The 17,879-nt window shown below is 60.0% G+C and carries 13 protein-coding genes; 5 read left to right on the top strand and 8 right to left on the bottom strand.

The window, feature by feature from the left end:
* Nucleotides 1-3 precede the first annotated feature (3 nt).
* The 3 genes from addB to trxA all read left to right on the top strand — a co-directional run bounded on the left by addB (nucleotide 4) and on the right by trxA (nucleotide 7,151).
* Nucleotides 4-3,207 (top strand): double-strand break repair protein AddB, encoded by a 3,204-nt coding sequence (gene addB / locus AC2GXZ_RS27275; protein WP_483762377.1) that lies wholly within the window; start codon nucleotides 4-6, stop codon nucleotides 3,205-3,207.
* Nucleotides 3,200-6,757 (top strand): double-strand break repair helicase AddA, encoded by a 3,558-nt coding sequence (addA, locus tag AC2GXZ_RS27270; RefSeq protein ID WP_483762420.1) that lies wholly within the window; start codon nucleotides 3,200-3,202, stop codon nucleotides 6,755-6,757. The genes addB and addA overlap by 8 nt, the downstream gene beginning before the upstream one ends.
* 73 nt (nucleotides 6,758-6,830) lie before the next feature.
* On the top strand, nucleotides 6,831-7,151 hold the full coding sequence (gene trxA / locus AC2GXZ_RS27265; RefSeq protein WP_483762376.1) for a thioredoxin: 321 nt from the start codon (nucleotides 6,831-6,833) through the stop codon (nucleotides 7,149-7,151).
* A 521-nt stretch (nucleotides 7,152-7,672) separates the two neighbouring features.
* Here the strand turns inward: trxA and AC2GXZ_RS27260 are convergent.
* The 5 genes from AC2GXZ_RS27260 to AC2GXZ_RS27240 form a co-directional block, all read right to left on the bottom strand.
* Nucleotides 7,673-9,016 carry a bifunctional folylpolyglutamate synthase/dihydrofolate synthase gene (locus tag AC2GXZ_RS27260; RefSeq protein WP_483762375.1) on the bottom strand — a complete coding sequence of 448 codons (1,344 nt, stop codon included), beginning with the start codon at nucleotides 9,014-9,016 and terminating at the stop codon, nucleotides 7,673-7,675.
* Between the two features lie 37 nt (nucleotides 9,017-9,053).
* The gene (accD, locus tag AC2GXZ_RS27255) at nucleotides 9,054-9,950 is read right to left on the bottom strand and encodes an acetyl-CoA carboxylase, carboxyltransferase subunit beta (protein WP_483762374.1); all 897 of its coding nucleotides are present in this window, start codon (nucleotides 9,948-9,950) and stop codon (nucleotides 9,054-9,056) included.
* Nucleotides 9,951-10,095: 145 nt separating this feature from the next.
* Complete coding sequence (gene trpA / locus AC2GXZ_RS27250) at nucleotides 10,096-10,935, bottom strand: tryptophan synthase subunit alpha (protein WP_483762373.1); 840 nt, start codon at nucleotides 10,933-10,935, stop codon at nucleotides 10,096-10,098.
* A 2-nt stretch (nucleotides 10,936-10,937) separates the two neighbouring features.
* Nucleotides 10,938-12,158, bottom strand: coding sequence for a tryptophan synthase subunit beta (gene trpB, locus AC2GXZ_RS27245; protein WP_483762372.1), 1,221 nt, complete (start codon nucleotides 12,156-12,158; stop codon nucleotides 10,938-10,940).
* 11 nt (nucleotides 12,159-12,169) lie between these two features.
* Complete coding sequence (locus tag AC2GXZ_RS27240; protein ID WP_483762371.1) at nucleotides 12,170-12,826, bottom strand: phosphoribosylanthranilate isomerase; 657 nt, start codon at nucleotides 12,824-12,826, stop codon at nucleotides 12,170-12,172.
* A gap of 228 nt (nucleotides 12,827-13,054) precedes the next feature.
* Between AC2GXZ_RS27240 and AC2GXZ_RS27235 the strand changes: the two genes are divergently transcribed.
* On the top strand, nucleotides 13,055-14,179 hold the full coding sequence (locus AC2GXZ_RS27235) for a cell wall hydrolase (RefSeq protein WP_483762370.1): 1,125 nt from the start codon (nucleotides 13,055-13,057) through the stop codon (nucleotides 14,177-14,179).
* Nucleotides 14,180-14,211: 32 nt separating this feature from the next.
* Here the strand turns inward: AC2GXZ_RS27235 and AC2GXZ_RS27230 are convergent, their stop codons facing one another.
* The 3 genes from AC2GXZ_RS27230 to AC2GXZ_RS27220 form a co-directional block, all read right to left on the bottom strand.
* A complete protein-coding gene (locus AC2GXZ_RS27230) occupies nucleotides 14,212-14,973 on the bottom strand; it encodes a M48 family metallopeptidase (RefSeq protein WP_483762369.1) in 762 nt (253 codons plus the stop codon).
* 93 nt (nucleotides 14,974-15,066) lie between these two features.
* Complete coding sequence (locus AC2GXZ_RS27225; RefSeq protein WP_483762368.1) at nucleotides 15,067-15,486, bottom strand: DUF2852 domain-containing protein; 420 nt, start codon at nucleotides 15,484-15,486, stop codon at nucleotides 15,067-15,069.
* 135 nt (nucleotides 15,487-15,621) lie between these two features.
* Complete coding sequence (locus AC2GXZ_RS27220; protein WP_483762419.1) at nucleotides 15,622-16,920, bottom strand: polyhydroxyalkanoate depolymerase; 1,299 nt, start codon at nucleotides 16,918-16,920, stop codon at nucleotides 15,622-15,624.
* A 192-nt stretch (nucleotides 16,921-17,112) separates the two neighbouring features.
* Here AC2GXZ_RS27220 and AC2GXZ_RS27215 point away from each other — a divergent pair, with 192 nt between their 5' ends.
* Nucleotides 17,113-17,712: a nitroreductase family protein gene (locus tag AC2GXZ_RS27215; RefSeq protein WP_483762367.1), complete on the top strand. Its 600-nt coding sequence runs from the start codon at nucleotides 17,113-17,115 to the stop codon at nucleotides 17,710-17,712.
* Nucleotides 17,713-17,879: the final 167 nt, after the last annotated feature.

Here is a 17,879-nt window from a genome sequence, read left to right as displayed (position 1 = left end):
CCCATGCCGGACGTCCAGCGAAATCGCATCTTCACCATTCCTCCAGGCGCGCCCTTCCTGAAGACACTCGCGGCGGGGCTTTGCGAGGGCAAACTCGATAACAGCTTCCGCTTCGATGCGGCCGATCCGATGGCATTGGCCGATGTCACCATCTTCGTGCCGACGCGCCGTTCGGCGCGTGTGCTGCGTTCCGAATTCGTCGATCTTCTGGGGGGCCGGGCCGCTATCCTTCCGGTCATCCGGCCTCTCGGCGAAACCGACGACGACAGCGGTTTTTTCGATCTCACTGCGCCGGAGGAGATGGATCTGGCCATGCCGATCGGCGGCACGGCTCGACTGCTTGAACTTGGACGGCTGATCCTCGCCTGGCGCAATCAGCTGCCGAAGATCGTGCTCGATATCCATTCCGAATCACCGCTGGTGGCACCCGCCAGCCCGGCAGACGCGATCTGGCTCGCCCGCGCCCTGGCGGAGCTGATTGATGCGGTCGAGACCGAGGACCGAAGCTGGGCCGATCTGCAAAACCTGCAGACCGGCGAACATGCGCTTTGGTGGCAACTGACAGCCGAATTCCTGAAGATCGCCAGCGTGTTCTGGCCAACAAGGCTGGAGGAGCTGAAACGGTCTTCACCGGCGAAGCACCGCGCCGCCATCCTGCTTGCCGAGGCGAGGCGCATCGGAGACCGGGACCACAAAGGGCCGGTGATCGTTGCCGGCTCGACCGGCTCCGTGCCTGCCGCCGCGGAACTGATCGCGGCCATTTCCCGCCTACCGAACGGCACCGTCGTGTTGCCGGGGCTCGATATGTCGATGCCCGACGATCAATGGAAGATGGTCGATGAAGAAATCTTCGACGGCAAAGCCGACACTGCCGGCCGCAGCCATTCGCAGTTCGGCCTGTCGCGACTGCTGAAAAAGATCGGTGTCGCCCGCAGCGAGATCGAGGTGATCGGCACCGTCGACGGCGATCTCGATTTTCGGGCCAAGGTCATCTCGCAGGCTTTGCTACCGGCCAAGGCGACGGACAGCTGGAGTGTGTGGCGGGACATGGCCCAGCCGGAGAAACTTCATCAGGCATTTGCCGACGTGACGCTGATCGAAGCGGCAAGCGAGCGCGAGGAAGCGGTGGCAATCGCAATCGCGCTGCGCCTGGCACTGGAAAAACCGGGCCGCAATGGCGGCGATGCACAGGCTGCCCTGATTACGCCGGATCGAGCGCTTGGACGGCGCGTGGCGGCCGAGCTTGCCCGTTTCGGTATCCTCGCCGACGATTCCGCCGGCGCGTCATTGTCCGGATCGCCACAGGGTACCCTCACCCAGCTTCTGCTTGAAGCGACGCTGAGACCCGGCGATCCGGTGGCGATCGTCGGACTGCTCAAACATCCGCTGATGCGGCTCGGCCTGCCGGCCGACGATCTTCGTGCCGCCGTCGATGCGCTCGAAGTCCTGTCTCTGCGTGGCGGTGTGGGCGATATGGACATTTCCGCGCTCGAGCCGCTTCTCGACGTGCAGCTGGCTGCAATGCGCGACAACCGTCACATGCCGCAATGGCGCGCTTCTCTGCCGGAGGGAGCGGCGGAAAAGGCGCGCGATGCAGCACGGCGTATTGCGGCCGCCGTCGAACCATTGGTCGGCGCATTTGTTTCCCACGGTTCCGCTGGTCGCGGGCTGACCGCCAGATTGACCCTGTCGGACTGGGCGGCCCGAACCGGGCGGGCGCTTGAGGCGATTGCGATCGACGAACGCGGCGATCTCGCCGGGTTGTGGTCGGGCGAAGCGGGCGACCGGTTGTCCGGACTGCTTGCCGAAGTGATCGAAACCGACGGCCAGCTCGAGGCGAACGGGCCGCAATGGATCGATATAGTGATGGCGCTGACAACCGGCGAAGCGGTTAAACCCCGTTCGCTTGCCCATCCACGGGTCTTCATCTTCGGGACGCTGGAAGCGCGGCTGCAGAGTGTCGACACGATGATCCTTGGCGGGCTCAACGAAGGATCCTGGCCGGGCCAGACCGTCAACAATCCGTTCCTGTCGCGATCGATGAAAACCGATATGGGGCTGGAGCCTCCGGAGCGGCGGATCGGCCAGCTGGCCCATGATTTCGAAATGGCCTGCGGCAGCCGCAACCTGATCCTTTCGCGCGCGCTGCGCCAGGGGTCGACACCAACGGTCGCTTCCCGCTGGCTGCAGAGGCTGCTGGCGCTTGGCGGCAAGGGCTTTTCCGAGGAGCTGAAAGGACGCGGAGAAGAATTCAGGCATTGGGCCGCGTTGATCGATCAAGGTGAAAGCCAACAGACTGCAAAACGTCCTGCCCCAAGGCCCCCGGCGGAGCTTCAACCGGTGAAATATTCTTTCAGCGAAGTGGGACGGTTGCGGCGCGATCCCTACTCGATCTATGCGCGCCGGATCCTGAAGCTCGATCCGCTGGCGCCGTTCAACGAGGATCCCGGCGCGGCTCAGCGCGGCACGCTTTATCACGCAATCATCGACCGCTATACGCGTGAGGGCAACAAGCCGGGCACGCCTGTTTCACGTGAATCAATGGAGCGTATTACCGAACAGCTCTTCGACGCCGAACAATTGCCGCCGCATATCGATCGGGTATGGCGTCCGCGCTTCCGAGAGGTCGCCCGTGCCTTCCTTCGATGGGAGGAGCGGCGCGCGCCCGACGTCCGCAGCACGGTGACGGAAGCCGGCGCCGGCTTCGATGTGGAAGCGGCGGGCATCCGCATCACCGGCATCGCCGACCGGATCGATCTCAAGGGATCCGGCGAAGCGGATATCATCGACTACAAGACAGGCCTCAGCCCAACCGCCTCACAGGCCCGCTCCCTGCTTGATCCGCAGCTGGCGCTGGAGGCTGCGGCACTGCAGGCCGGAGCGTTCAAGTCGATGGGCGTACAGCGGCCGGGCGATCTGATTTATGTCCGGCTTCGACCGGGCGACCGGTTCGCAGAGGACCGCGTCAACAACGAAGAAAAGGCTGCAACCGCGAAACGGCAGCCGAAATCGGCAATAGACCTGGCGCAGGATTCCATCGATCAGTTGACCAAATTCGTCATCAAGCTTCGCAAGGGCGAAGCCGGCTTTGCCTCGCGACTTGTGCCCTTCGCCCAAGGCGATTTCGGCGGCGAGTATGACCATATGGCCCGCGTCGCCGAATGGTCCACCGCTGATGACGACGGGGAGGCAGACGGCGATGAGTGACCTTCTGACCGAAGACCTGCCCAAGGGCGACGATGCAAAGACCTGGATCGACTGGACGACGGTGCAGCAATCACGTGCGTCCGACCCGGCCAGTTCGGCCTGGGTATCGGCCAATGCCGGTTCCGGCAAGACGCATGTGCTGACCCAGCGGGTGATCCGCCTGCTGCTGGCCGGTTGCCGGCCATCGTCCATTCTGTGCCTCACCTATACGAAGGCGGCGGCATCGGAAATGTCAAACCGCGTATTCCAGCGGCTTTCAGAATGGACGGTGCTTTCAGACGACGATCTGCGAAAGCGGATCGCGACGATCGAAGGTGCCGAACCAAACGCGCTGAAGCTGGCAGAAGCACGGCGACTTTTCGCCAAGGCGCTGGAAACGCCGGGTGGCCTGAAGATTCAGACCATCCACGCCTTCTGCGAGGCCTTGCTGCATCAGTTTCCGCTCGAGGCCAATGTCGCCGGCCATTTCTCCGTGCTCGACGACCGCAACGCTTCCGCGCTTCTCGCCGAAGCGCGGCGATCGCTGCTGACCGCCACATCGGCGGAGGATGATCCGGATCTGGCCGAGGCATTCGCCCATGTGCTCGATCTCGGCGACGAATTCGGGCTGGACAGTCTGCTCTCGGATATCGTTTCCAACCGGACCGCGATCCGCCGATTCATGAGTGATGCGGAGCGGCATGGCGGGATCGGGCCGTGGCTGAAACGCCTGCTGCAGATTGGGGAGGCGGCGACGGAGGAAAGCGTTGCCGGCGACTACTGGCCGCTGCCGGGCCTGTGCGGCCTCACGCTCGATCTCTATCTGTCGCTCGCCGACCAGAAGGGCAGCGCAACGGTGCAGGAAATCGCCTACGGGCTGCGCGTCGTCGCCAAGGAGCCGGACCCTCTGAAGCGGGTCGAGCATCTCGAATCGATCTTCCTTACCGCCAAGGGCACGGTGAAGGCCGATCGCAGCCTGATCGCGGCGGCAATGATCAAGATCGCACCGGAGCTCGCCGATGCCATCGATGCGGCGCGCAACCACGTTTTCGCCTGCCGGGACCGGCTGCGGCTGATGCATATGTTTGCCGCCACCAAGGCTGCGCTGACACTGGCAGCGCGACTGAACGACGATTACGAGGATCTGAAAAGACAGCGCAGCCTGCTCGATTTCGAAGACCTGATCGCCCGCACCGCCGATCTGTTGACCCGCGACAGCGTGGGCGCCTGGGTGCATTACAAGCTCGACCAGGGGATAGACCACATTCTGGTGGACGAAGCACAGGATACGAGCCCGATCCAGTGGACGGTGATCAAGTCGCTGGCGGAGGATTTCTATTCGGGCAACAGCGCCCGCGAGACACTTCGGACGATCTTTGCCGTCGGCGACGAGAAGCAGTCGATCTATTCGTTCCAGGGCGCCCGGCCGGAACGGTTTGCCGAAGAGCGAAGCGAAACCCAGGCTCAGGTCACCGGCAGCGGCCAGGCGTTTCACGCCATACGACTACCACTGTCGTTTCGCTCGACAGCCGATATTCTTTCCGCCGTCGACCAGGTCTTCTCGATCGACGAGAATGCCAATGGGCTGAGCGCCGATGGCGATCCTGTGCAGCACCGTTCCAACCGGATGGGACATGCCGGTGCGGTGGACCTGTGGGAGGTCGTCGCGCCGGACGTTTCCGAACAGGAGGAGGACTGGACCGCACCGTTCGATTCGACACCCGACAAGGCGCCGGTTGCCATCCTCGCAAGCCGGATCGCGGCGCGGATCGGCGAGATGGTCGGTCGTGAAACGATCATCGACAAGGGCGCACAGCGGGCGATCGAACCGGGAGATATCCTGGTTCTGGTGCGCAAACGGGATGCCTTCGTCAACGCCCTGACACGGGCATTGAAGCGGGGTGGCAACATTCCCGTGGCCGGTGCCGACCGCCTGAGGCTGACGAGCCATATTGCCGTGCAGGATCTTTTGGCACTCGGCCGCTTCCTGCTTCTGCCACAAGATGACCTGTCGCTTGCAGCGCTGTTGAAGAGCCCGCTCTTCGATCTTACCGAAGAAGACGTCTTCGAAGTCGCCGCACTTCGCCCAGAAGGAGACAGTGCCTGGTTACATCTCGCCCGGCTTGCCGAAGATCAACCGGTGCGGTTTGGCAATACGGCCGACCGGCTTCGGCATCTTCTGTCCCTCTCCCGGTTGCTCAGCCCGCATGATCTCTATGCAAGGCTGCTCGGCCAGTATGGCGGGCGACGAAAATTCCTCGGCCGGCTGGGAACAGAGGCGGGTGACATTCTCGACGAGTTCCTGACCTTTGCGCTGGATCACGAAACCTCCGGCCTTCCCGGACTGCAGGCCTTCGTCTCGACGCTGGAACTGGAATCTCCGGAAGTGAAGCGCGAACAGGATGGCGGCCGCAACGAAGTGCGGATCATGACGGTACATGCTTCCAAAGGGCTGGAGGCGCCAGTCGTTTTCCTCGTCGACAGCAATTCGAAAGCCTTCAACCCGTCGCATGTGGCGAAGTTCCGGCTGCTCAAGACAGCGCATGGCGATGTCCCGGCCTGGCTCGCTGGAAAGGATCTTTCCAACACGCTGACCGCCACTGACGATGAACGGTTGAAGGTTTCCGCCGAAGAGGAGAACCGAAGGCTGCTCTATGTGGGCATGACCCGGGCGGCCGACTGGCTGATCGTCTGCGGATATCGGGGCATGCGCGATAATCCCGACAGCTGGCAGGGCATCATTTCGCGTGCGCTGCTGCTGGATAAAGATCATTGCAGCGCTGCGACCTTCAGCGGACCGTCGGGGGAATGGAGCGGGCTTCGATGGCGGTTGCCGGTGACCGGGGGCAAGGCGGTTCCCAAGGCGAGCGACAGGACCGTCGAGGTTTCAGCGAAGCAGGTATTGCCCCCTGCCCTGTCACGACCGTTGCCGCCGCAAAAAATCCTGCCGCGGCCGCTCAGCCCTTCGGGCGCCGGTACCATGATCGATGACGACGCCGACGATCTGATCGTCACCTCGCCGCTGTTCGGAGAAAAACCTTCGGGCAGCCTTGCCCTGCAGAAGGGCAAGCTCGTTCACCGGATGCTGCAGATGCTGACCGAATTTCCTGAAACCGAGCGAGAGGCAGCTGCCCGTCGCTACGTGGAACGCGCCGCCCGCTTCTGGCCGCCGGTGGAGAGAGAAAGGCTGGTCGGCAGTATCATGACAGTGCTTCTGCAGCCTCAGCTCGCTCCGGTATTTTCGGCCCGGAGTCAATCGGAAGTGTCGATCATGGGCACGCTGACACTGGACGGTCAGGACTTTGCAATTTCGGGCCGCATCGACAGGCTGGTCGAGACCGACAACACCGTGATCATTCTCGACTACAAGACCAACCGCATGCCGCCCGCGGAGCCGGAAACGGTACCGCTGGCGCATCGGGCGCAGCTTGCCATCTACCGCGAAATACTGGCGCCGCTTTATCCCGGCAAGGATATCGATTGCGTGCTTATCTACACCGAGACGGCAGCGATCATCACACTACCTATAGAGCTGATGGAGCGCTCGCTTGCAGAGCTCAAGACAAAGTGACATGACGGATATTGAAAACGATCAATGCCGATCTCACATCTGCAATAACCTACAAATCGCTAAGGAGAGCCCGATGGCTACCGTGAAAGTCGACGCCAATAATTTCCAGGCCGAAGTGCTGAATTCCGCTGAGCCGGTTGTCGTGGACTTCTGGGCCGAGTGGTGTGGCCCGTGCAAGATGATTGCTCCAAGCCTCGAAGAGATTGCTACCGAACTCTCGGGCAAGGTGAAGGTCGCAAAGCTGAACATCGACGAGAACCCGGAACTGGCTGCCCAGTTCGGTGTCCGTTCGATTCCGACGCTTGCCATGTTCAAGGGCGGTGAAGTGGCCGACATCAAGGTTGGTGCGGCTCCGAAGACTGCCCTTGCCGCATGGATTTCCAGCGCCGCATAAACGCTTAAGAAAGTGTTTCACGTGAATCCAAAAAACCGGCTGGTCACCCAGCCGGTTTTTTGTTGGCCGTCACAGTTCCCTGTCGTTGCCCCCCGCCGGAGGACGGAATGCGCCCTTGGCGATCTCGGTTTTTCAGTTCGGCCGGGACACGTCGGGTGCCTCGAATCGAATTTTTATAGAATGACACACGGCGTGCCCTGCTCGGTTCGTTTTTCCGCACAACTCCGGTCCGTCTGCGGTGATCCGGGCCCTATGCCCTTGCGGGTTGGCCTAAACCGGTATGTGTGCGACACACGCACGCCCCTTGGTCAGGAGAGGCAGACCATTTTCTGCGCTGTCCCGCCTGCATTACTGCGGTCCATGCGATCACCGATCCCACCTCGCCGGCAATGCGAACCGGTGTAGCAGAAGCAGGACAGGTGGTTGTAGGCATGATTCGGAAGGGCGGGGATGCGACCCAGATCGTCCGCCGCGCAGGCGGCAGGAGCATGGCGGCAAGCGGATGATGCGACGAGCATATCTCAGGCCGGCGGGGTCTCGTTATCGGCCAGAACATTTCCGGCGAAATAAAGGGAGCCGCCGATCAGGATGCGGGGTGGCGGCCGATCGGGAATTTGACGGATGGCAATTTCCTGCAAAGCCTCGGCGACCGAGTTGGCGGGCTCGGCAACCAATCCTGCATCAAACGCTGCATGGGCGAGAACAACGGGATCGAGCCCGGCCTCGCTGTCACGAATCCGCACAGTGAAAACATGCTCGGCGAGATCGGCGAAAGCGCGGAAATAACCGACCGGATCTTTTGTGTTGATCATGCCGGTGATCAGATAGAGTGGGCGCGGCTGGCGCTCCTCGAACGCTGCCATCGCCTCGGCGATCACTTCGCCACCGGCCGGGTTATGACCACCATCGAGCCAGAGTTCCGATCCCTTCGGTGCGACGGTCAGGAGCTTGCCTTCGGTCAGGCGCTGCAAGCGAGCAGGCCATACGACGCTCGTCATCGCCTTTTCCATCATCGCATCGGTGACCACGAAACCGGCAGCCTTGACGGCGCGGATCGCGGCAGCGGCATTGGCATATTGATGCCGACCGGGCAAACGCGGCAGCGGCAGGTCGTGCAGGCCATCGTCATCCTGGTATATGAGACGGCCGAATTCCTCATGGGCGGAAAAATCCTGGCCGTAGACAGTGACGGGACAGCCGAGCCGTTCGGCGGTGGAAATCAGGACCTCGCGGGCGGCCTCGAATTCCTGCTGGCCGATAACGACGGGGTGGCGGCGTTTCATGATGCCGGCCTTCTCTGCCGCGATCAGCTCCACCCGGTCGCCGAGATAGGCTTGGTGATCAAGCGCGATCGGCATGATAACGGAGACGGCAGGGCTGGTAATGACGTTGGTTGCATCGAAGCGGCCACCTAGGCCGACTTCGAGTATCACGGCATCCGCCGGCTGTTCCGAAAAAAGCAGGAATGTTGCGGCAGTCAGGATTTCAAAGACGGTGATCGTCTGGCCGGCATTGGCTGCCGCCACTCGACGCAGCGCCTCGGCGAGGAGAGCGTCTTCGACCAGTTGCCCGGGGCCACCCTTCACACCGATGCGGAAACGCTCATGCCAGTTCACCAGATGCGGCGAGGTATGGACATGAACGGCGTGACCACCGGCTTCCAGAAGCGCACGACAAAAGGCGGTGCATGAGCCCTTGCCATTGGTTCCGGCAACATGGATGACCGGCGGCAATTTCAGGTGCGGATTGCCAAGCGTTTCCAGAAGCCTGGAAATCCGGTCGAGCGACAGATCAAAACCCTTCGGATGAAGGGTCATCAGCCGCTCGATCTCCTGCTCGGCCGCGCTGGCGACGGGCTTGTTCATCATCGTCATCCCGAAGCTTCGGCTTTCTGGGTACGGCTCAGGCGCCGACCGCTATCGGCATCGGCGCCGGAAGCGCTTCCTGCACAGGCTGCTTGGTCAGAATGCGGAGCACGCGGGCAAGCGTCGACGGAATGTCGTGGCGCTTGATCACCATGTCGACCATGCCATGTTCCAGCAGATATTCCGCAGTCTGAAAACCTTCCGGGAGCTTTTCGCGCAACGTCTGCTCGATGACCCGCTTGCCAGCAAAGCCGATTTCGGCGCCCGGTTCGGCAATATGAACGTCGCCCAGCATTGCATAGGACGCCGTGACGCCGCCGGTCGTCGGATTGGTGAGGACCACGATGTAAGGCAGGCCCGCTTCCTTGAGCATGTCCACGGCAATCGTCGTGCGTGGTAGCTGCATCAGCGACAGAATGCCTTCCTGCATGCGGGCGCCACCCGAGGCCGGGAAGATAACCAGCGCGCATTTTTCGGCGAGCGCACGTTCCGCCGCCTTCACGATCGCTTCGCCGGCAGCCATGCCGAGCGATCCGCCGATGAAGTTAAATTCATGCACGACGGCAACAAGCTTGACACCCTGAACCTGCCCAAGCCCGGACAAGATCGTATCTTCCTGCTCGGTCTTCAGACGACTGTCTTTCAGGCGATCAGCGTATTTCTTGGAATCGCGGAACTTCAATGGATCCTGAGCGACCTTGGGCTGCGGCAGGGCTTCATATTCGCCGCCATCGAAGAGATCCCTCAGGCGTGCCTTTGCCGGCATCTTCATATGAAAACCGGATGCGGGAATGACCCACTTGTTCTCTTCCAGATCCTTGTGGAAGACCATTTCGCCGGTTTCCGGGCACTTGATCCAGAGATTTTCCGGAACCTCGCGGCGGCCGAGCATGGAATTGATACGCGGCCGGACGTAATTGGTGATCCAGTTCACTTGGCGTACTCCGATATCTAGTGTTCAGGCCTGAAGCGTGCGTGATCCCCTGGATCGCCCGCCACGCTTCAGTTCTTTTTTCTCAGACATACCTTCTCCCCGAAACCGGTGGCCCGTTTCGGGAGGTATGCCTTATGTGGGCCAGTTATTCGGCGGCAACAAGGCGTGCAGAACGCACGCCGGTCGACAAGCCGCGGACGAAGGTCGAAACGGCTGAAACCGTATCCGGCGTCGCGGCACCATCCTTGGTGAGACTGCCGGCAACCTGCGCCACGATCGCAGTCCCGACGACCACACCATCGGCTGCAGCGCCGATGGCCTTGGCATGGTCGGCCGTCTTCACTCCGAACCCGACGCAGACAGGCAAATCCGTATGCCCCTTGATGCGTGCAACCGCACCCGAGATCAGCGACGGATCCGGTAGAGCCGAACCGGTGATGCCATTCATCGATACATAATAGACGAAACCGGACGAGTTCTTCATCACGGCGGGAAGCCGCTTCTCATCGGTTGTCGGGGTTGCCAGGCGGATGAAGTTGATGCCCTTGGCGATCGCCGGGATGCAGAGTTCGTCATCCATTTCGGACGGCAGATCGACGATGATCAGGCCATCAATGCCGGCTGCGAGCGCGTCATTGAGAAACCTGTCGACACCATAGATATAGATCGGGTTGTAATACCCCATCAGAACGATCGGGGTCTCGGCGTCGTCCTGACGGAACAGCTTTGCGAGTTCAAGCGTCTTTGCCAGCGTCTGACCGGCCTTCAGGGCGCGCTGGCCGGCGAGCTGGATGGCAGGGCCATCAGCCATCGGATCGGAAAACGGCATGCCGAGCTCAATGATATCGGCCCCGGCGGCGGGAAGCGCCTTCATGATACCAAGCGATGTGTCGAAATCCGGATCGCCACCCATGAAATAGGTGATCAGCGCCGGCCGACCTTCCGCCTTCAGCTTGGCGAAACGAGTGTCCATTCTGGATGTCATGATTACAGCCCCATTCCGAGGATCTTGCCGACGGTAAAGATGTCCTTATCGCCGCGACCGGACAGGTTCATCAGGATGATCTGGTCCTTGCCCATCTTCGGCGCGCGCTTGATGACCTCGGCAATCGCATGGCTCGGCTCCAGCGCCGGAATGATGCCTTCGAGCCGAGTCAGAAGCTGGAAAGCTTCCAGCGCTTCGTTGTCCATGATCGGCACGTATTCCGCGCGGCCGATATCGTTCAGCCAGCTGTGCTCAGGACCGATGCCCGGATAGTCGAGACCGGCCGAAATCGAATGACCTTCGAGGATCTGACCGTCCTTGTCCTGCAGAAGATAGGTGCGGTTGCCATGCAGTACGCCGGGTGAACCAGCGGTGATCGAGGCGCAATGCTCGTTGCCATCAAGACCATGACCGCCGGCTTCGACGCCAACGATCTTGACGCTTTCATCGTCGAGGAAGGGATGGAAGATACCGATGGCATTCGATCCGCCACCGACGGCGGCGATGACGACATCCGGAAGCTTTCCTTCGGCTTCGAGAATCTGCTCGCGGGCTTCCTTGCCGATCACGGCCTGAAAATCGCGGACCATTTCCGGATAGGGATGCGGGCCAGCGGCGGTGCCGATCAGGTAATAGGTATCGTCGACATTGGTGACCCAGTCACGCAAGGCCTCGTTCATGGCGTCCTTCAGCGTGCCGCTGCCAGCCGTAACCGGCACGACTTCGGCGCCAAGGAGTTTCATGCGGAACACGTTCGGCGACTGGCGCTCGACATCGGTGGCGCCCATGTAGACGACACATGGCAGGCCGAAGCGGGCAGCGACCGTGGCCGAGGCCACGCCGTGCTGGCCAGCACCGGTTTCGGCGATGATGCGGGTCTTGCCCATCCGCTTGGCAAGCAGGATCTGGCCGATGCAATTGTTGATCTTATGCGAACCGGTATGGTTCAGCTCTTCACGCTTGAAATAGATCTTGGCGCCGCCGAGATGCTCGGTGAGCCGCTCCGCATAATAAAGCGGGCTCGGGCGGCCGATATAATGCGTGCCGAGATCCGCGAGCTGCTTCTGGAACTCCGGATCGTTTTTCGCCTTTTCCCATTCACCCTGGAGATCCAGGATCAGCGGCATCAGCGTTTCAGCGACAAAGCGGCCGCCGAAGATGCCGAAACGACCGTCCTCATCGGGACCGGAACGGAAGGAATTGGGTTTTGGCGTCTGGTTCACTTTCTGCTCCTTCAGCGTTTTCTTTGCGTCGCATCGACGACCGCGTCAAAAAACGCATCAATCATTCCAAGGTCCTTTTCACCCGGGGCGCGTTCCACCCCGGACGATATATCGATACCCGTCGCGCGCGTGGATGCGAGCGCAGACGCGACATTATCCTTGTTCAGCCCACCGGAAAGCATGTAATCGACGCCTTCGTCAAGCGAGCGCATCAGGCTCCAGTCAAAGGAAACGCCATTGCCACCCGGCAATTCCGATCCCTTCGGCGCCTTGGCATCAAACAGGAAGCGATCAGCAACCCCGATGAACGGGTCGATGCGATCAAGATCATCCTGATCCCGGACTGAAAAAACCTTCATGACCGGCAGACCGTATAATGCCTTGATATGAAGGATGCGCTCCGGGCTCTCGTGGCCATGAAGCTGCAATATGTCCGGCTTCAGAAAAGAAATTATATCGTCGAGTTCCTCATCGCCCGCATCGACGGTGACGGCAACGATCTTGGCACGACCGCGAACCCTGTCCGCAAGCTCGCCGGCAACCTCTGGCGAAATGTTGCGCGGGCTCTTTTCGAAAAAGATGAATCCGATATGGCTGGCGCCGCGCGCGACCGCCAGGTCCACGGCATCAGCAGTCTTCAATCCACAGATCTTGACGTCGAGTTTCATGACGGCGAAGTGACACGAAATGTCGGCAGAGTCGAGGCTCTTTTGCATTGATACGCAGATTGCGTAAGCGTGAGGAAGGATCGCCAGAAGCCGCGCCAAGCCTCCGAATCGCGATCCGCTCACGGTTCATAAATGGCTGATATATGAATATACGCTCATGAACGTTTTTGCATTCGCAAACAGAAAAAGGAATGGAATTTCCGCAGGTTGCAGCATCGTGAAAGATAATTGATTAAAGCAGCGAATTGGGGTAGCTTATTCCGTGCCGCAGTGTTTTTTGGAATTTTTTGGCGGGGTATGATGACGAGGATAACGGTAGCTGTTTCGCGCGCAGCTCTATGTCTGGCTGCTGGAGGCCTGCTCTCGGCGTGCACCAGCACACAGACGGTTTCCTCCGTGGATTCCAAGGCCAAGTCGACGAAGCTGGCTGCTGCGCAAGCCGGTCCCCAGAAGGCTGTATACAGCTACACGAACAAAGATCGTGAATGCCTTAAGCGCGCGATGTATTTCGAATCCGAGCGCTCCAGCGAAAAAGGCTTCCTTGCCGTCGGAAGCGTGATCATGAACCGCCTGACCTCTGGCATCTATGCGCCGACGATCTGCGGTGTGGTGGCACAGAAGAACCAGTTCGCTCCGGGTGTGATGACCCGCAAGATGGATGAGGCGACGGCACCTGATCTCAATGAAGCAGCGGACGCAGTGCTGAAGGGTGCCCGTCATCCGGATGTGAAGAGCGCAATGTTCTTCCATACCCAGGGGTATAAGTTCCCTTACAACAACATGCATTACGTGGCTGCTGCCGGTGGCAACGTTTTTTACGAAAAGCGTGACGAAGACGGTAATCTGGAAACGGCAGAACCGAAATCCGCCAACAGCTATATTCTCGCCTACGCGTCCAATGATCCCGAACAGAACCCTGCCCTGTCGTCTTCGGTTATCGCCGAGGCTGCAAGTGCCGCGGCATCCGCGGGCACGCAGGTCGCAATGGCATCCACGCCGGCTGTCTCCGCCCAGGCCCTCGTCGCCTCGCCGGCAACAGCAGTAGTAAGCAGCGCCGCACAGCCGCAGCAGGCCTCGCCTGTTTCCAGGCCGCCGCTTGCGCCCGTTATCACGGCAGCTATCGCCCATGCCAGCATGGCGGAAGCGTTTGACACAGCCTATTCAGTTCCTCAGAACTCGTCATACACGCAGGCGCACCTTTATCAGGCAAGCCTTGCGAACGGCGTGAGCGTTCCCGTGCCCGCGGCACGTCCGAATATCCAGAAACGCCCCGGAGCCGGAATGGCCATGGCCGAGCCTGTGTCCGTGCCGAGCCAGGAAAACTGGACGATGCGAACGAGCGACTGGCAATAAACGGCCGGGGCCCGTCAGCCAAACCAAAATAATCAGCTGAAATCGATCGCGTGAAGCTGTGAGCCATGCAGCTTCAGCCAACGACGCGCTTCTTCCATTCTCGGGCAGAGTTGCTTGCACAATGACCAGAACTTCGGTCCGTGGTTCATTTCGCTTAGGTGGGCCACCTCGTGTGCCGCCAGATAATCGATCACAACGGGCGGCGCCATGACGATGCGCCAGGAAAAGCTCAGGTTTCCATCCCAGGAACAGGAGCCCCAGCGGCTGCGCGTATCCTTCATCGAGACAGACGCGATGGGCTTGCGGATCGATGCAGCATGCTGCCGGGCCAGTGATTCGAGATCGCGGCGGGCTTCCTTCTTGAGGAAGGTCGAAATCCTCCGGCCCATATGGTCGTCGAGCCCGCTTACTTTCAAGACGGGCTGACCATCGATCACCAACGCCTCAGTAACGCCACGCAGGGATCCGGTATGCTCGATACGGTGCTCAACGCCGCGGATGGAGATCAGGCCGCCGGGCCGAATAGGATTGTCGAGCGAAAATTTTGCCAGCTTGGTTTCGAGCCAGCCCTCGTGCCGCGCGAGAAAGTCATCCACCTCATAGTGCCTGAGACCGACCGGGATGGTGAGGTTAAGCGCCCTGCCGCCTGGCTCGATCCTGAGCGTGATGCGTGTCGCGCGGCTGTTCTCCCTGATCGTCAGCGGTATCGTGCGATTACCGACGTCGAGGGTTCGCTTGACCGTCTCGAGCGGTTTCGTCGAACGGCGGACAGGCTTTTTCAGAAGCGCGAACATGCATGTTCCTTACCCGATTCCCTTGGATTTTCGGCACGAAAAAAGCTGATGTCGGCGAGACATCAGCTTCTATTTGATTGACTGATGGGAAAATCAGACGTCGACGACAGGCTCACCGCCGGAAGGCCGGTTCTTCCGATCGCGCATGAAGCGATCGAATTCTTCCTGATCCTTGGCACGGCGGAGTTCGCGCGCGTAAGTGTCAAAATCTTCCCGCATCTCATCAAGCCGGCGACGCTCTTCTTCCAGTCGGTCCAGTTCGGCACGACGCCAGTCGTCAAAGGCAACGTTGCCGGTAGAGAAAGTCGTCTTGTAATGACGCCCGCCGCGCCGGCAGCTGGCAAACCATTTGCCCGGGCCATCGGCATCGCTCCTCAAGCCGTTCAGCCGATCTCCGAAAATGATATAGGCGAGCATTGCCAGGCCGAGAGGCCAGAAGACGATAAAACCGAGTACCATGAGAGCGATGGTGGCCGGCGTCCAACCAGGACGGATCAAGGCAGACTGATTCATGGGTCACACCCTTAAGGTTGCAGCGGGAGGCCACATGCCGACCCGACGGAATCGATTTGGTGAGCCCCGGTTGCGCCTTCAAGAAGATCAAAGATTAAATTCTACAAGGCACTGACATATATGGGAGAATTCAATCTACCTGGCTCCGGTTGAGCTGCTCTTTCTCGTCCGTTTGGGTTTGGGTGCCGGAGTGTCAGCGGTCTGAACCTGGGCGTGCAAAGTGGTGAACTCCAATATGCGCGGAGCGATCTCCTTGCGAAAACGAGTTCCGTTGAAAACGCCATAATGGCCCACGTCCGGCTGCACGTAATGGAGGCGCAGCTTGCCGGGAATGTTGGGGCAGATCGTATGGGCCGCCTGGGTCTGGCCCAGACCCGAAATGTCGTCATTTTCTCCCTCAACCGTCATTAGGGCAACGTTACGGATAGCGCCTGTGTCGACTGGAGTATCACGATGCATCATCTCACCTTTCGGCAACGCATGGCGAATGAAAACGGTATCTACCGTCTGGAGATAGAACTCCTCCGTCAGGTCCATGACGGCCAGATATTCGTCATAGAAGTCGCGATGTCTTTCCGCCGGCTCTCCATCATTTTTGACCAGGTGTTCGAAAAACTCCCGGTGTGCCAGCATATGCCGGTCCATGTTCATCGACATGAAGCCGGAGAGCTGAAGAAAACCCGGATAGACAGGCCGCATGAAACCCGGCTGCGGAAAAGGTACCGTCATGATGACGTTGTCCTTGAACCAATCGAGCGAATGTTCCTTGGCCAGCTTGTTGACCGCCGTCGGGTTGATGCGCGTGTCGATCGGACCGCCCATCAGGATCATGGAGGCGGGGAGAGTCGGATCCCGCTTCTGCTCCATCAGCGCAACGGCCGCAAGAACCGGCACTGACGGCTGGCAGACGGCAATCACGTGTGCCCCTGAACCGAGGTGGTGCAGCATCTCGATGATATAGTCGATATAGTCATCCAGATCGAAATTGCCCTCGGTGACCGGCACCATCCGGGCGTCGATCCAATCTGTGATGTAGAGATCGGCATTCGGCAGCAAGGCTTCCACCGTGCCACGCAGCAATGTCGCATAGTGGCCGGACATCGGCGCGACGAGCAATATCTTCTGATCCGGCGGCCGAGATACCGGTAGATCGCGTTTGAAATGCAGGAGATCGCAGAAGGGTTTTCCCCATACGACTTCCTCGGTCACGGCAACATGCTCGCCATCGACTCTTGTTTCGCTCAAACCAAAAGTGGGTTTGGCGTAACGACGCGTCGCCCGTTCGAATACCTCAAGGCTGGCTGTCAGCGTTCGACCCAACACTGTCTGGGAAAGCGGATTGAGCGGATTGCCCGAAACAAACCGCAGCGCCTCGGCGCCGGCACGAAATGGCGCCATGGCGGCGTGGTTCAACTCATAGAACTGGTAGAACATGATCGAGCTGCCCTTCATGGCCGCGCTCCTCCTGCCATTTAAAGCGTCCTTCGCGCATGACATTCGCCATACGCGCCTCCCCAGCCATCTATGACCTACGAATGTCCACTTGTCACCTGCGCGCCCGAGTTCCTCGATTGCCACAGGCGCTGCAGCACCTATCTTATTCGTGACACGAAAAGGAGATCGGCGATGACCAGCAGCAATTCCAGAACATCAGAATTCCCCATTGACGCCGTCTTCCTCGACCGCTGGTCACCACGCGCCTTCACAGACGAAACCATGGATCAGGACACGCTGCTTACCATACTCGATGCCGCTCACTGGGCACCCTCTTCCGGCAACAACCAGCCATGGCGGTTCATCTACGGTCTGCGCGGCACTCCGGCATTCGACGCAATTCTGGATCTTCTCGTGGAGGGAAACCGGCGATGGGCGAAAAATGCAGCGGCACTGATGATCATAACCTCCAAGACTCATCGTGTTTCCTCGAAGGGCGAAGACAGACCGGCCTATACCCATTCCTTCGATACCGGAGCGGCATGGTTTTCGGTGATTTGCCAGGCAATGAAGCTCGGCTACCATGCTCATGGAATGGAAGGTTTCGACAAGGAAAAGGCGATCAACGTTATGGGATTACCGAAAGGTTTCCGCGTCGAGGCGGCGGCGGCCATCGGGCGTATCGCGCACAAAAGCACGTTACCTGCTGATTTGCAGGAGCGGGAAGTGCCAAGCGGCCGCAAGCCGGTGTCGGAGATTGCGTTTGAAGGAAAGTTCTCCGGTGAGCCGTAACGGGTTTACCAACTCACAAAAGCCGCTCGCTGATTTAATATGCCAATGAATGCGATAACCTAATCCGGCTTCCGGTTTCCAGCCGATTGCGTACGTGGAGCGGTCTGACACCTTCGCCGGAAACACTCTGCGAACAAGCGTTTCACGTGAACCATTAGCCGGACAAG

This window comes from Aliirhizobium sp. YIM B11859, assembly GCF_057163345.1.
The sequence above is the reverse complement of the archived record's forward strand: the minus strand, read 5'-3'. Positions and strand labels throughout refer to the sequence as shown.